This is a genomic window from Pseudomonas sp. F8002, assembly GCF_013385495.1.
GTDB lineage: Bacteria > Pseudomonadota > Gammaproteobacteria > Pseudomonadales > Pseudomonadaceae > Aquipseudomonas.
Genome location: NZ_JACAPW010000067.1, coordinates 1 through 13,455, shown reverse-complemented (window position 1 = coordinate 13,455; position 13,455 = coordinate 1). Strand labels below are relative to the sequence as shown.

The window sequence follows — 13,455 nt, the reverse complement described above, 5'->3', positions numbered from 1 at the left end:
GCCGAGTGGTGGGGCAAGAGCGTTTTGCTTACTTTTGCGCTTTTCAAAAGTGAGCCGCTGTAAGAGCGGAACCATAGGTGGCCGTTACCTAAATAACGGATATACACCCCACCTCAGCAACAAAGCCTACGCCGTCTTCCCGGTATGGTTATTCAGCGAAATAACCTTGGTCTTCCCAATCCGGTGACGATAAATCTCACGCAGGTACTTGATCGCCTTCTTCACACAATCCCGCGACAGACGAATATCGTTGATCGACACAAACTTGTCCTTGTCGTTGATCAACTCACGATACTTCTTCTCGTACATCGGCTTGATCGCATACCAGTTGGTATCCAGGATCTTCGCCGGGTTCTCGAACTCGTTGAGCAGCTCATCAATCCGGTCTTCATCAAAATCCTCATGGATGATGAAATCCAGGATCGAATTATCCAAGGTGTCATCAAACCGATACGGATTACGCGCAAAACAGCGCTTGATAAATGCCACGATCAACGTCAAAAAATCATCCGACAGGCACGGGCTTTTAGCGATCAAGGTCGTGAGCGACAAGTTGGCCGACGCCCCGATCACCAGCGCATACCGTTTGAGCGTCGTATTGGGAAACAGGCTGTTGAGGTGCGTCTTGAGCCGATTCAGGTCCATATAGGACAGCTTGTAATCCTTGGGCAACGACACAATCGACACCACCGACGAGCAGTTCTTGAAGAAATGCAGGTCATGCAACGCCGCCGCGTCATAGCCGGAATTCTTGTACTGCTCCAGGGAGGCCTTGTACCGCTTGGACTCAATCGGCAACAGGCTGATGCCTTCGATCGCCTGGGTCACCTTGTTGAAGTGCGGCAGATCAATGGAACGGAAAAACAAGTCGTCGATGTTCAGCCGCTGCGGCTCTTTTTCGAACACCTTGAACTTGTCGCTCGAGGGCGCCGGCGTTTCCGGCACCACCGATTCGGCGTAGGCAATCGCCACCGGGCCAGCCAGGCTCATGAACAGGTCGTTGGCATCCAGGCGGATGGTCTCGCCAATGTCGATCCCGGCGCGACGGAAATAGTTCTGGTCGTAGTCGGTCGTAACCGCCTGGGCCGTCAGAATGTTGAAGATCTGCTGCGAGATGTACTGGTTGGCGTGCTTTTCCATGGCATTGACATCAATGTTCTGGATGTTGCCGTCATCGCTTTCCTCGGCGTAACGCATGATGTCGTTGGAGATCAGCATCATCGCGTTCCATGGCCGGATACGGCCTTTCACGCTGGCTTCGCTGCTGTCTTCATTGTCGAAGTTGTACGAGAAGTCCCATTCTTCCGACAGGTATTTGCACAACAGCCGCCCGGCGTTGATGTGCAGCGCCTCGGACATTTCGCTGCGGTGATCGGAGATGTTCGGCAGCACACAAATCCCGCTGGTGAAGATCGGCTCGAACACGAAGGCGTGACCGCTTTTGCTGTCATGTTCATCGGCGGGCTTGGTGTCGAACGTCTTGTTCATGTACGAGTGCTGCTGGGCCAGGCCGAACTCCGAGGCCATGCCTGAACCGGTACCGCCGCCGGCACTGAAGATCGAGAAGTACAGGCGCGACTGGTTGGCCTTGATGCCGCAGGAGTCGATCAGGTACGAGTGGATCATCTTCCAGTCGGGGCTGGAGAAGCGCTGGGTGTCTTTGTTGAGGATAATCTTGGCCAGGTACTGGCCGAGGATCGGCGCGTTACCGGCGCCGCCGGCATGGACTTCCGAGAGGTCCATGATTTTCATCTTGCTGTAGTCCCGCAGGAAACCGCTTTTCTCACCCTTGCGCGAGAAACGGATGCGCCCGGCAATGTCCTTGTCCAGGTCGCCCAGCATCACCAGCGGCTCGACCAGGAACACCGGTTTGGTGCCCTTGTTCGAACCCAGGCGCAGGTTGTTGCGAATCCACTGGGCGGGGCGGTAGCCCTTGTCGGTGGATTTGTCTTCGTTGCTGAATTCGTTGAGGTAGAACTTGCGGGCGTTGTACACCAGCTCTGCCACATCCAGGGCAATGTTGGAGCCACAGCGGCCCAGGCCGATCAGGCACACCGAGGGGAATTCCTGCTCATTGCGCAGTTCACCGTCGACTTCCAGGTGCGGTGCGCGCGGGAACACCATGTCGCGCAGGCCGTCGAGGTTGTCGAGGATGCGGTCGGTGTTGGTCTCGGTGAAGTACAGGTACTGCTGGGTGGCCAGCGGGCGGGCGGTGCTCAATGACTTTGAACCTGAGGGTTTTTTCGCAGGGGCTGTCAGCAACACGTCGGATACCGCAGTGGCAGAGTTATTTTTAGAAGTCATTGTGCGCCATGTGCCTGGACGGATGGCTGAGTAAGTATCAAATAGCCATCACAGAATGAGAGATCGCGACTTTACAGTGCGTCCTGGTCCTGGGCGATAGGGTTTAACCCTAGGGTTTTAAGGGGAAAGCCTGGCCGGACTCTGATGAATCGGCCGTTCGTCGGGGTTCTTTAGTGAAATGATGGCAAATTGCCAAATTTTCGGCGTCAGCGAATTGGCCGAACGATGGACGCCGGGCCCGCACGACCCGAAGGCGGGTCTTTCGGCGCGGGGTCACCCCCCGTCAGGCCCAGCAGGCTGAACATGTTGTTCTGGTCCAGGCTGTTGATCACCGCGCTGATATCACTCAACGGCACCGCAGCGCTGAGCAGGTAACCCTGAACAAAATCACAGCCGTGTTTTTGCACCACTTCAAATTGTTGCAGGGTTTCCACGCCCTCGGTCACCACCTGCAGGTGCAGGGTGTGGGCCATGCCGATAATGGCCTGGACGATCTCGATGTCGGCGTTCGACTTGGGGATATCCTGGATAAATGAACGGTCGATCTTCAAGGTGTTCAACGGCAGGCGTTTAAGGTAGGCGAGGGACGAGTAGCCGGTGCCGAAGTCGTCGATGGACAGCGACACGCCCAGGGCGCGGATTTGCCGCAGCAATGCCAGGGTGCTGCTGATATTGCCCATCAGCGCGTTCTCGGTCACTTCCAGTTCCAGGCGATTGGCCGCGATCCCGCCGAAGCGCAGGGCGTTTTCGATCTCATCGGCCAACTCGTCACGGGTCAGGTTGAGGGCCGAGCAGTTCACGGCCATGACCAATTCGGTGTGGCCTTGCTCCGACAGCAGGCTCAGGTCGTGGCAGGCCTGGCGCAGTACCCAGTGATCCAGTTCGGCAATCAGCCCGTTGCTTTCGGCAATGCCGATGAACCGGTCCGGGGTCAGCAGGCCATGTTGGGGGTGTTGCCAGCGCACCAGGGCTTCGAGGCGCGTGACCCTGCCTTTTTTCAGGTCAAGTATCGGTTGGTAAAACAGCACCAACTCGTTCTTGCCCCGCAGTGCGGCGCGCAGTTCCTCTTCCAGCTGCAGTTCCAGGAAGGCCCGGGTTTTCAGGTTGGAGCTGAAGAAGTTCAGGCTGTTACGCCCGGCATCCTTGGACTGATACAGCGCCAGGTCAGCGGTCTTCAGCAGCTCTTCGCTGGTTTTGCCGTCTTCGGGAAACAGGCTGATGCCGATGCTGGTGGTCATCACCATGCGCCGGCCGGCCAGTTCGATGGGGTCTTTCATTTTCTGCATGATGCGCTGGGCCATGTGCCGCGCTTCATCGCGGTGATGGATGCTGATCAGGATGCAGAATTCGTCACCGCCAAACCGCGCGACCACGTCGTCATGGCTGCGCACCGAGCTTTTGATATGGCCGGCCAGCACCGTCAGCAGTTCGTCGCCGGCGTCATGGCCGAGGCTGTCGTTGATGCGCTTGAAGTGGTCGATATCCAGGAAGATCACCGCCAGCATGCCGTCGGTGGCGGTTTTTTCCGCGAGTTTCTCGGCGAAGATCTGGTTGAAACCACGGCGGTTGAGCAGGGTGGTCAGGGCATCGTAATGCGCCACCTGTTGCAGCGAGGCGCGGGCCTGGTCCAGTTCGGTGAGCAGGGCGTTGACCCGGCGCAGGTCGGTTTCCTTGTGTTGCAGCTTCTTGTCCGCGAGGGCAGCACTGATGCTGCTGCCAATCACCAGCAGGGCGATGACCGCCACCAGCAGCCCCAGTTGGACCGGGTTGTTGTCCACCGGCAGTGCCGACTGTACGAGGTCTTCGGGTACCAGCAGCTGCATGGCCGCCATGCCGGTGAAGTGCATGCTGATAATGCCCGCGCCAAGCACCAGGCTGGCCGCGTACTTGAGCAATTGATGGAACATGCCGGTGCCGTTGCGCAGGTACAGCGACAGCAGCAACGCCGCCAGGCTGGCGCCGATCGCGATCAACACAGAGGCGAGGAACAAGCCAGTCTCGAAATACACGCCCGCCTCGGAGCGCATGGCCGACATGCCCACGTAGTGCATCAGCGCAATACCCAGCCCCATCCACACCGACGCCAGCACATATTGGTGGGCGCGCAGCCTTGGATGACTGAGGGTTTGCATGGCGAACAGCGCCGCGATCAGGGCGATCAGCAGCGAGGCGAACGTCATGATCAATTCGTAGTGAATCGCGATAGGCGCCTGGAAGGCCAGCATGCTGATGAAGTGGGTCGACCAGATGCCGCCTGCCAGGCAGCCCGCGCCTACCCAGCGCCAGTGCCGTTGAGCCTTGGGGTTGTCGACATGGCCGACCCGCTCGGCCATGTCCAGGGTGCCGAAGCCCGCTGCACACGCCACTACATACGCCAGTAGCACCAGAAAGGGGTTATGACTGCAATTGAGTAATAAGTGCCCACTGTCCGGAAGGTCGGTAAAAAAATGCAAACCAAGCCATTCCATAGCATGTCCCGTCACAGAGTTTTAGTCTGACTGCGTCTTTCAGTATAGAGAGCGTGAGCGAGTTACAAGGATTGATGGCAGATTGCTTCTAATTATTTGGCGATGATTTTATAAACAACTAGAACCAAATGATTAGGGATGACCGCCCGGGTCGCCCGATGGAGTGACATCAGACTTACGAATCATTACAGACAATCCCCACGAGGCTGACTAGATTGCAGGTTCCGGGCTCAGGATGCGTCTGGCATCGCGGCTCACATAACAATAAAAGAGACGGACCCATGCAGAACTCGACCCAAGCGGCGAATGCCTGGCGCATTCTGTTCCTGCTGTTCCTGGCCAACCTGTTCAACTTTTTCGACCGCACCATTCCCGCGATCATCATCGAGCCGATCCGCATGGAGTGGCACCTCAGCGACTTCCAGCTCGGAATCATCGGTACCGCGTTCACCATTGTTTATGCAATTGCCGGCCTGCCGCTGGGGCGCCTGGCCGATACCGGCTCGCGCAGCAAACTCATGGGCTGGGGCCTGGCGGCGTGGAGTGGCCTGACAGCGGTCAATGGTCTGGTGGGCAGCTTCTGGACCTTTTTGCTGGTGCGCATGGGCATCGGTATCGGCGAGGCCAGTTATGCGCCGGCGGCCAACTCGCTGATCGGTGACCTGTTTCCGGCCCACCGCCGTGCCCGGGCCATGGGGATCTTCATGCTGGGCCTGCCCTTGGGCCTGTTGCTGGCCTTCTTCACCATTGGTGCGATGGTCAAGGCGTTCGACAGCTGGCGTGCGCCGTTCTTTATTGCCGCGGTGCCGGGGCTGATCCTTGCGGTGTTCATGTTCTACATCAAGGAACCCAAGCGCGGCGCGGCGGAAGCCGTGCAAGTCTCCCAGGAGAAAGTCGACCGGCCGATTCGCCGGGTGCTGGCGGTGCCGACATTCCTCTGGCTGGTGCTGGCCGGGTTGTGCTTCAACTTCGCCACCTATGCCTGCAACTCGTTCCTGGTGCCGATGCTGCAACGCTATTTCCTGCTGCCGTTGCAGGATGCGGCAGTCGCCACCGGTGTCATCGTCGGTATTACCGGCCTGGTGGGCCTGACCCTGGGCGGCTGGATTGCCGACAAGATCCATCAACGTATCGCTAACGGCCGGCTGCTGTTCGCGGCGTGCAGTTTGATTATCTCTACAGTGACCACTGCCTGGGCGTTGCACGCGGGGCGGATCGAGATTGGTGTGTTTGTGGCGCTGTTCAGTGTCGGCTGGCTGTTTGCCTATAACTTCTACACCTGCGTGTACACGGCGATCCAGGACGTGGTCGAGCCGCGCCTGCGGGCGACGGCGATGGCATTGTTCTTCGCCGGCTTGTATTTGCTAGGCGGGGGCATGGGGCCGATTGTGGTGGGCGGGTTGTCGGATCATTTTGCCCATTCGGCGATGTATGCCGACGGTGCCCAGCAGATGACCGAGGCTTACAAGGCGGTGGGACTGCATGACGCCATGTACCTGATTCCGGTGGCGCTGTTCCTGACCATGCTGTTTCTGTTCCAGGCGTCCCGCAGTTTTGTGCGCGATGCCCAGCGGATGAAGGATGGGTTGGGGGTGGCGGAGGTGCCGGCCAGGGCGGTTACTGCCTGAGGCCGAGGTGACGCCTTCGCGAGCAAGCCCGCTCCCACATTTGACCGCATTCTCAAGATGGAACTCGGTCTAATGTGGGAGCGGGCTTGCTCGCGAAGAGGCCATCAATAACAACGATGTCTCAAGTGAATAAAGGCCCGCATTGCGCGGGCCTTTTTGTTTGGCAGGGTAGGGCGGCGAAGTTAGCCCGCGACCAACACCCGAATCGCTTCCAGTCGCAGCGCCGCCTTGTCGAGCATCGCCAGGCCTTGCTCGCGCTGTTGGCGCAGGGCAACCAGTTCGCTGTCGCGCACGGTCGGGTTGACCGCTTGCAACGCGGTCAGGCGCGCCAGTTCTTCGTCGGTATCCGCCGCCAGGCGCCGTTGAGCCTCGGCCACACGCTCGGCGTGACGCGGGGCGATCTTCTCTTCACCGGCGTTGATCCGCGGCGTCAGCTGGTCGCGCTGGGCCTGCACGAACTTGTTGGCGCTGGCCCGCGGCACGCTTTCCAACTGGTCATTCAAGGTCAGGAACGACACGCGGCCCGACAGGTCATTGCCATTGGCATCCAGCAGGCAACGCAGTGCCGCCGGTGGCAGGTAACGGCCCAACTGCAGCGAACGCGGAGCAACCACTTCGCTGACGTAGAGCAGTTCCAGCAACACGGTGCCCGGCTTGAGCGCCTTGTTCTTGATCAGCGCCACGGCGGTGTTGCCCATGGAACCGGACAGCACCAGGTCCATGCCGCCCTGCACCATCGGGTGTTCCCAGGTGATGAACTGCATGTCTTCGCGGGACAGCGCCTGGTTACGGTCGTAGGTGATGGTCACACCTTCGTCGTCGCCCAGGGGGAAGCTGGCGTCGAGCATTTTTTCGCTGGGCTTGAGGATCAGCGCGTTTTCCGAATGGTCTTCGCTGTCGATGCCGAAGGCGTCGAACAGGGTTTCCATGTAGATCGGCAGGGTGAACTGGTCGTCTTGCTCAAGGATCGCTTCCACCAGCGCATCACCTTCGCCAGCGCCGCCGGAGTTGAGCTCCAGCAAACGGTCGCGGCCGGTGTGCAGTTCGGCTTCGAGGCGCTCGCGCTCGGCACGGGCTTCGTCGATCAGCCCTTGCCACTCGCCGTCGTCGGCGTTTTCCAGCAGCGGCAGCAGGCGCGGGCCGAACTGGTGCTGCAAGGCGTTGCCGGTCGGGCAGGTGTTGAGGAACGCGTTCAGCGCCTCGTGGTACCACTGGAACAGGCGCTCTTGCGGGCTGGTTTCCAGGTACGGCACGTGCAGTTCGATTACATGTTTCTGGCCGATCCGGTCCAGACGGCCGATCCGTTGTTCCAGCAAGTCCGGGTGGGACGGCAGGTCGAACAGCACCAGGTGATGGGAGAACTGGAAGTTGCGGCCTTCACTGCCGATTTCCGAGCAGATCAGCACCTGGGCGCCGAATTCTTCGTCCGCAAAGTAGGCGGCAGCGCGGTCACGCTCGAGGATGTTCATGCCCTCGTGGAACACCGTGGCCGGGATGCCGGAGCGCACGCGCAGGGCGTCTTCCAGGTCCATGGCGGTTTCGGCGTGGGCGCAGATCACCAGGACTTTGGTGCGCTTGAGCATCTTCAGCTGGTCGATCAGCCACTCCACGCGCGGGTCGAAACGCCACCAGCGTTGTTCTTCATCGACGTCCGGCTGCGACTGGAAGCTGACTTCCGGGTACAGCTCGGCGTGCTCGCCCAGGGGCAGTTCGAGGTATTCGTCCGGGCACGGCAGCGGGTAGGCGTGCAGCTTGCGCTCCGGGAAGCCTTGCACCGCGGCGCGGGTGTTGCGGAACAGCACGCGGCCGGTGCCATGGCGGTCCAGCAGTTCGCGGACCAGGCGGGCACTGGCTTCGGCGTCGCCATCGTTGACGGCGGTCAGCAGCGCTTCGCCTTCGTCGCCGAGGAAGCCCTGGATGGTCTTGTGGGCGGCGGGCGAGAGACGGCCCTTGTCCAGCAGCTCCTGGACGGCTTCGGCCACCGGGCGATAGTTTTCGCTCTCGGCGCGAAAGGCGTGCAGGTCGTGGAAACGGTTCGGGTCCAGCAGGCGCAGGCGCGCGAAGTGGCTGTCCTGGCCCAGTTGCTCAGGGGTTGCGGTGAGCAGCAGCACGCCCGGAATCACTTCGGCCAGTTGTTCCACCAGCGAGTACTCGGGGCTGGCTTTTTCTTCGTGCCAGACCAGGTGGTGCGCTTCGTCGACCACCAGCAGGTCCCAGCCGGCCGCGAACAGCGCGTCCTGGGCCTTCTCGTCGTCTACCAGCCATTCCAGGGCCACCAGCGCGAGCTGGGTGTCTTCGAACGGGTTGGTGGCATCGCTTTCGATAAAGCGCTCTTCGTCGAACAGTGCGACCTGCAGGTTAAAGCGGCGGCGCATTTCCACCAGCCACTGGTGCTGGAGGTTTTCCGGCACCAGGATCAACACGCGGTTGGCGCGACCCGACAGCAACTGGCGATGGATCACCAGGCCGGCTTCGATGGTCTTGCCCAGGCCCACTTCGTCCGCCAGCAGAACCCGCGGCGCGATACGGTCGGCGACTTCACGGGCGATGTGCAGTTGGTGCGCGATCGGTTGCGCACGCACGCCGCCCAGGCCCCAGAGCGAGGACTGCAACTGGCGGCTGGTGTGTTCCAGGGTGTGGTAGCGCAGGGAGAACCAGGGCAGCGGGTCGATCTGGCCGGCGAACAGACGGTCGCTGGCCAGGCGGAACTGGATGAAGTTCGAGAGCTGGGTTTCCGGCAGGGTGACCTGCTCGTTTTGCCCATTGAGGCCGTGGTAGACCAGCAGGCCGTCGACGTCGTCGACTTCTTGCACGGTCATTTTCCAGCCTTCGAAATGGGTGATGGTGTCACCCGGCGAAAACCTCACGCGAGTGAGGGGCGCATTCCGTAGCGCATACTGGCGAGTGTCGCCAGTGGCCGGATAGAGCACGGTTAACAAGCGGCCGTCCTGTGCCAGAACGGTGCCTAACCCCAGCTCTGCTTCGCTGTCACTAATCCAGCGTTGCCCCGGTTGATACTGCTGCGCCATGCTGCCTGACTCCCGCCGTGAAAAAGCCGACTATTCTAACGGAACACGGCTTCCAGACCAAAAGGAATAGGTGCAGCTTCGAGCTTTAAGCTACAAGCGGCAAGAAAAAGGGCGGTATCTTCGTCGGATAGATGACGATTGGTTCACAAGTTGGCGGCTTGACGCTCAAGTCGTCACCCACGCAGCCGACAGTCTGCTGAACAGGAGACTAATAATATGCTGCCACCCATGCTGCCCTTGAGTGTTGTGCCGGTCACGTCGCAGCTTGACCCGGTGCGCCAGAAGCCGGATATCCCGCCCGTGGCGCCGGTTCAGCCAGGCTCCAACGAAAGTACCATCGACTTGCAAAAGCGCGATCCCGAGGAAGCGGCTTTGCTGCTGCGCGAGGAGCAGCGTCGCCAGCAGGAACAGCAAAAGCGTCGCCGCGAAGCCGATGAAGACTCGCAGGAGCACCTGGCTGTTCCCGGTGACGAACTCAACGCCGACAACACCGTGCCGGTGGTGCCGTTGATTGAAGACGCACCACGGCAAGGCTTGTGGGTGGACGTCGAGGTTTAATCCCGCAGTTCGCGCAGGGCGGCGATCAGTTGCTCGATGTCTTGCGCCGTATTGAGGTAGCTCACGGAGATTCGCGCCACGCTGTCCAGCTCGCGGGCCTGCATGTCCAGTGGAGTGTAGGGCACGCCATTGGCACCGATATTGATCCGCTTGAGGCCCAGGCGGCGCTTGAGCTCGAAGGCGTCCCAGCCGGCCAGGTTGAACGCGATCAGGCCGGACTGGTTTGCGCTGGTTCCCAGGTCATGCAAGGTAATCCCGTCGATTCGGCGCAATTGTTCACGGATTGTGTCGCTTAACAGCCGGACCGTCTCGCGGACCCGCTCGACCCCCAATCGATTGACCTCCAGCAACGCATTGCCCAGGCCTGCCAGCAAGGCGAACGACACCTCGCTGGTTTCAAAGCGCCGGGCGTCGTTGCGCAAGTCAAATCCCGCAGGGCTCCAGGGCGCCGAAAACACATCGCGTTGGGCCGGGTTCAAGCGCTCGAGAAAATCCGGCCGTACATAGAGCAGGGCGGTCCCGCGTGGGCCGCGCAGATGCTTGCGCCCGGCGCCCTTGAGCACATCGCAGTGCAGCGCTTGCACATCCACCGGCACCTGGCCGATGGCTTGCCCGGCGTCGATGAAATAGGCAATGCCATGACGCCTGGCCAACGCGCCGATGGCCTCGGCCGGGTTGATCAAGCCGCTGTTGGCGGGGAGCCAGGTCAGGTCGATCAACCGCACCCGGGCGTCGAGCATGGCTTCCAGGCCGGCGACGGATACCGCGCCGGTTTCATCGCAGGGGATCACTTCTACTTGTGCACCCGATTGCACGGCCGTCTGCATGCTCGCCAGGTTGCCGCCCCATTCGTGGCGGCCCACCAGAATGCGGTCGCCTGGCTGCCACGGGCCCAACGCCTGGAACGCCATGCTCCAGGCGGTCGAGCCACTGCTGGCGAAGGCAATCGATGACACGGGCGCATTGAGCAGTTGCGCGGCGGCGCGACGGGCTTTTTCTGTCAGCAGTGCGCCGTGTTCGCCGGCCTCCATCGGGCCGTCGCGGGCTTCGCGCTGCAACTGGTCAATGATTGCATCGAGCGTCCCTTGGCTGGGCAGGGAGGCCCCGGCGTGGTTGAAGTGAACGATGCCGGATTGGCAGCCCGGCGTTTCGTCCCGCAGCTCCCGGACCTCGGTCAGGGACAGCGCAGTCACGGCTGCAACTCGAAAATCGCGTCGATCTCCACGGCTACGCCGCCCGGCAAGCTGGCGACGCCCACGGCCGTACGGGCATGCCGGCCTTTGTCGCCGAGGGCGTTGACCAGCAAGTTCGAAGCGCCATTGGCGACTGCACCCTGGCGCTGGAAATCACCGCTGCTGGCGATAAATACGCCCAACCGAATGATGCGCACCAGTCGCGACAGGTCATCGCCCAGGGCATCGCTTAATTGGGCCAGCAGGCCCAGCGCCGCGAGTTCGGCGGCCTTGGCGCCTTCGTCTTCGCTGATGGATTCGCCGAGTCTTCCGATGTAAGTCGGTTTGCCGTCCAGCAGCGGGATTTGGCCGGAGATGAACAGCTGGTTCTGGCTGATCACGTAATTCACGTAGTTGGCAATCGGCTGGCTGGGTGTCGGCAGGCTCAGGCCGAGGGCTTGTACGCGTTGTGAGATGGAGTGGCTCATGATGAATCCTCTTGGAAAGAGTCTTCAGCATGGGCGGGGCGATTTTCGCCGACAAACGGATAGATTTAACTCGACGTATCGAAATAACTCATGCGTCGGCACAGATTTCCCGCAGCCATTCACTGAAACAAGCGGCCGCCGTGCTGGTTTCGCCATGCGGGGCAATCAGCCAGTAACCGATCTCGCTTTGATAGGGCGGCCAGTCGAAGGCCTCCACCAATGTGCCCTCCTTGAGCCTGCGTTCGATCAGGCGGTGGCGGCCCATGGCGATGCCCTGGCCGGCGACGGCGGCTTCGACCACGATGTTGTAGTCGTGCAGCAGCGCCTTGGGGTAGTGCTCCACATCCACCTGATAATGCCGGGACCAGTCGGTCCACTCGAAAGGGCGGTGCGAGGTGGCCATCAGCAGCGGGCCATTGGCCAGTTGGCTGGCCTTGAACGCCGGGCTGCAGACGGGTGACAGTGTTTCGCTCATCAGGCGCGTGGCCTGCACGTCGGTCCAGTCGCCCTTGCCGTAGCGAATCGCCAGGTCGACCTCGGCGGCGGCGACATCTGCCAGCTGAATCGCCGGCACCAACTCCACCTGGATGTGTGGGTAGCGGCTGAGAAACCCCGCCAGGCGCGGTGCCAGCCACAAGGTGGCGAACGAGGCGAGCAGGCCGACGCGCAGTACGCTGGTGGCGGGCGGTGTTTGCTGCTGGCGGGTGGCGGCGGCGATGGTGTCGAGGGCGGGGCGGATCTGGTCGTAGTAGTGTTGGCCGTCTTCGGTCAGATCGATGGCGCGGGTGCGTCGGATAAACAGCGGTTTGCCCAGGTGCTGTTCGAGTTTCTGCACTTGATGGCTGAGGGCGCTTTGGGTCACTGACAGCTCGGCGGCGGCCTTGATAAAACTCAAATGCCGGGCCACGGCCTCAAAGGCGCGCAGGGCCAGGAGTGGGGGAAGGTCCTTGTGCAGTGCCACGTCGAACGCTCTGTGTGAGGGGGGGGGGGATGGGGGGATTTTGCGGGCAAATGCGCGCGATGACATCGATTTTGTTTACGCGGGATTGGCGCAGGACGCATTATTGGGGCATCCAAGCCATTACGTAAGCCAAGCCATGAGTGACGATGACAAGCTGATTGACCTGAATGCCGAACGAGCCAAACGTGTTCATGATCTGAATGACAAGCGACTGAATGAAGTGCGCCAGGCGTTTGAACAGGCGATGCCGTTGGGGAAGCCCAAGAAAAAGCCGAAAAGCAAACCGAAAAAGCGTTGATATAGCCTGCATCGTTTGATGCAGGTCAGTTATTTCCCTTCTTTACGCTCCGTCGCGGGCGACATTGATCCTCGTCAATTTCTTCTTTCGTCTTCTTGGTTAACTTAGCCCTATCGCAACAGGGCAAGTGCAGGAGGCCGGTCATGTTTTTCGATAATGTGGTGTTTGCCGGAGTGCTGACGGTTGGCCTCATGGTGATGTTCTTTGTAGGGTTTGGAATTTTTATCTGGAAAGACGCTAATAAGCGTAAGAGGCCTTAGGTCTTTTCGGATACATGAGCACGCAAGGCATTTTGGGCGACTTCGGTCGCCTTTTTTTTGTTTTGGATTTTTTGATTTGTGTACATATCCGTTGCTGCGGTAACGGCTACTTATGGTTTCGCTCTTACAGCGAGTCACTTTTTTACAAACGCCTAAAAAAGTAACCAAAAAACGCTTTGCCCCACCACTCGGTGCCTCGCTTAGGCTCGGCATGCCCGCACTCCGGCACGGCTCCGCGGGCCGCCGCGACGGGCCATCCATGGCCCGGCGCGGCTAAATCGGCATCCCT

Annotated in this window: 10 protein-coding genes; 4 read left to right on the top strand and 6 right to left on the bottom strand. The window is 60.5% G+C overall.

Annotated elements, in window-relative coordinates:
* Nucleotides 1–126: 126 nt before the first annotated feature.
* On the bottom strand, nt 127–2,304 hold the full coding sequence (locus HX811_RS31820) for a hypothetical protein (protein WP_177048884.1): 2,178 nt from the start codon (nt 2,302–2,304) through the stop codon (nt 127–129).
* A gap of 206 nt (nt 2,305–2,510) precedes the next feature.
* Nucleotides 2,511–4,772: a bifunctional diguanylate cyclase/phosphodiesterase gene (locus HX811_RS31815; RefSeq protein ID WP_008430421.1), complete on the bottom strand. Its 2,262-nt coding sequence runs from the start codon at nt 4,770–4,772 to the stop codon at nt 2,511–2,513.
* A 281-nt stretch (nt 4,773–5,053) separates the two neighbouring features.
* Between HX811_RS31815 and HX811_RS31810 the strand changes: the two genes are divergently transcribed.
* Nucleotides 5,054–6,400, top strand: coding sequence for an MFS transporter (locus HX811_RS31810; protein ID WP_102605047.1), 1,347 nt, complete (start codon nt 5,054–5,056; stop codon nt 6,398–6,400).
* Between the two features lie 182 nt (nt 6,401–6,582).
* On the opposite strand, the gene rapA is transcribed toward HX811_RS31810, so the two are convergent.
* On the bottom strand, nt 6,583–9,429 hold the full coding sequence (gene rapA, locus HX811_RS31805; RefSeq protein ID WP_003210909.1) for an RNA polymerase-associated protein RapA: 2,847 nt from the start codon (nt 9,427–9,429) through the stop codon (nt 6,583–6,585).
* Between the two features lie 216 nt (nt 9,430–9,645).
* Between rapA and HX811_RS31800 the strand changes: the two genes are divergently transcribed.
* Entirely contained in the window at nt 9,646–9,987 is a 342-nt protein-coding gene (locus HX811_RS31800; protein ID WP_008430424.1) for a hypothetical protein, read from the top strand.
* Here HX811_RS31800 and HX811_RS31795 read toward each other — a convergent pair.
* The 3 genes from HX811_RS31795 to HX811_RS31785 all read right to left on the bottom strand — a co-directional run bounded on the left by HX811_RS31795 (nt 9,984) and on the right by HX811_RS31785 (nt 12,608).
* Nucleotides 9,984–11,180, bottom strand: a complete 1,197-nt coding sequence (locus tag HX811_RS31795; protein WP_371132488.1) for an aminotransferase class V-fold PLP-dependent enzyme — start codon at nt 11,178–11,180, stop codon at nt 9,984–9,986. The genes HX811_RS31800 and HX811_RS31795 overlap by 4 nt on opposite strands.
* Nucleotides 11,177–11,647 carry a RidA family protein gene (locus HX811_RS31790; RefSeq protein WP_003210913.1) on the bottom strand — a complete coding sequence of 157 codons (471 nt, stop codon included), beginning with the start codon at nt 11,645–11,647 and terminating at the stop codon, nt 11,177–11,179. The genes HX811_RS31795 and HX811_RS31790 overlap by 4 nt, the downstream gene beginning before the upstream one ends.
* Nucleotides 11,648–11,735: 88 nt before the next feature.
* Complete coding sequence (locus tag HX811_RS31785) at nt 11,736–12,608, bottom strand: LysR substrate-binding domain-containing protein (RefSeq protein ID WP_102368259.1); 873 nt, start codon at nt 12,606–12,608, stop codon at nt 11,736–11,738.
* Between the two features lie 40 nt (nt 12,609–12,648).
* On the opposite strand from HX811_RS31785, the gene HX811_RS31780 reads away from it, so the two are divergent.
* Nucleotides 12,649–12,906, top strand: a complete 258-nt coding sequence (locus HX811_RS31780; protein ID WP_146014684.1) for a hypothetical protein — start codon at nt 12,649–12,651, stop codon at nt 12,904–12,906.
* Between the two features lie 143 nt (nt 12,907–13,049).
* Nucleotides 13,050–13,166, top strand: a complete 117-nt coding sequence (ccoM, locus tag HX811_RS32145; RefSeq protein WP_003210916.1) for a cytochrome c oxidase subunit CcoM — start codon at nt 13,050–13,052, stop codon at nt 13,164–13,166.
* The last annotated feature ends 289 nt before the right edge of the window (nt 13,167–13,455 follow it).

Coding starts and splice junctions, on each gene's coding strand:
- HX811_RS31790 (WP_003210913.1), bottom strand. CDS start 11,647: ATGAGCCACTCCATCTCACAACGCGTACAAGCCCTCGGCCTGAGCCTG.
- HX811_RS31820 (WP_177048884.1), bottom strand. CDS start 2,304: ATGACTTCTAAAAATAACTCTGCCACTGCGGTATCCGACGTGTTGCTG.
- HX811_RS31810 (WP_102605047.1), top strand. CDS start 5,054: ATGCAGAACTCGACCCAAGCGGCGAATGCCTGGCGCATTCTGTTCCTG.
- rapA (WP_003210909.1), bottom strand. CDS start 9,429: ATGGCGCAGCAGTATCAACCGGGGCAACGCTGGATTAGTGACAGCGAA.
- ccoM (WP_003210916.1), top strand. CDS start 13,050: ATGTTTTTCGATAATGTGGTGTTTGCCGGAGTGCTGACGGTTGGCCTC.
- HX811_RS31815 (WP_008430421.1), bottom strand. CDS start 4,772: ATGGAATGGCTTGGTTTGCATTTTTTTACCGACCTTCCGGACAGTGGG.
- HX811_RS31800 (WP_008430424.1), top strand. CDS start 9,646: ATGCTGCCACCCATGCTGCCCTTGAGTGTTGTGCCGGTCACGTCGCAG.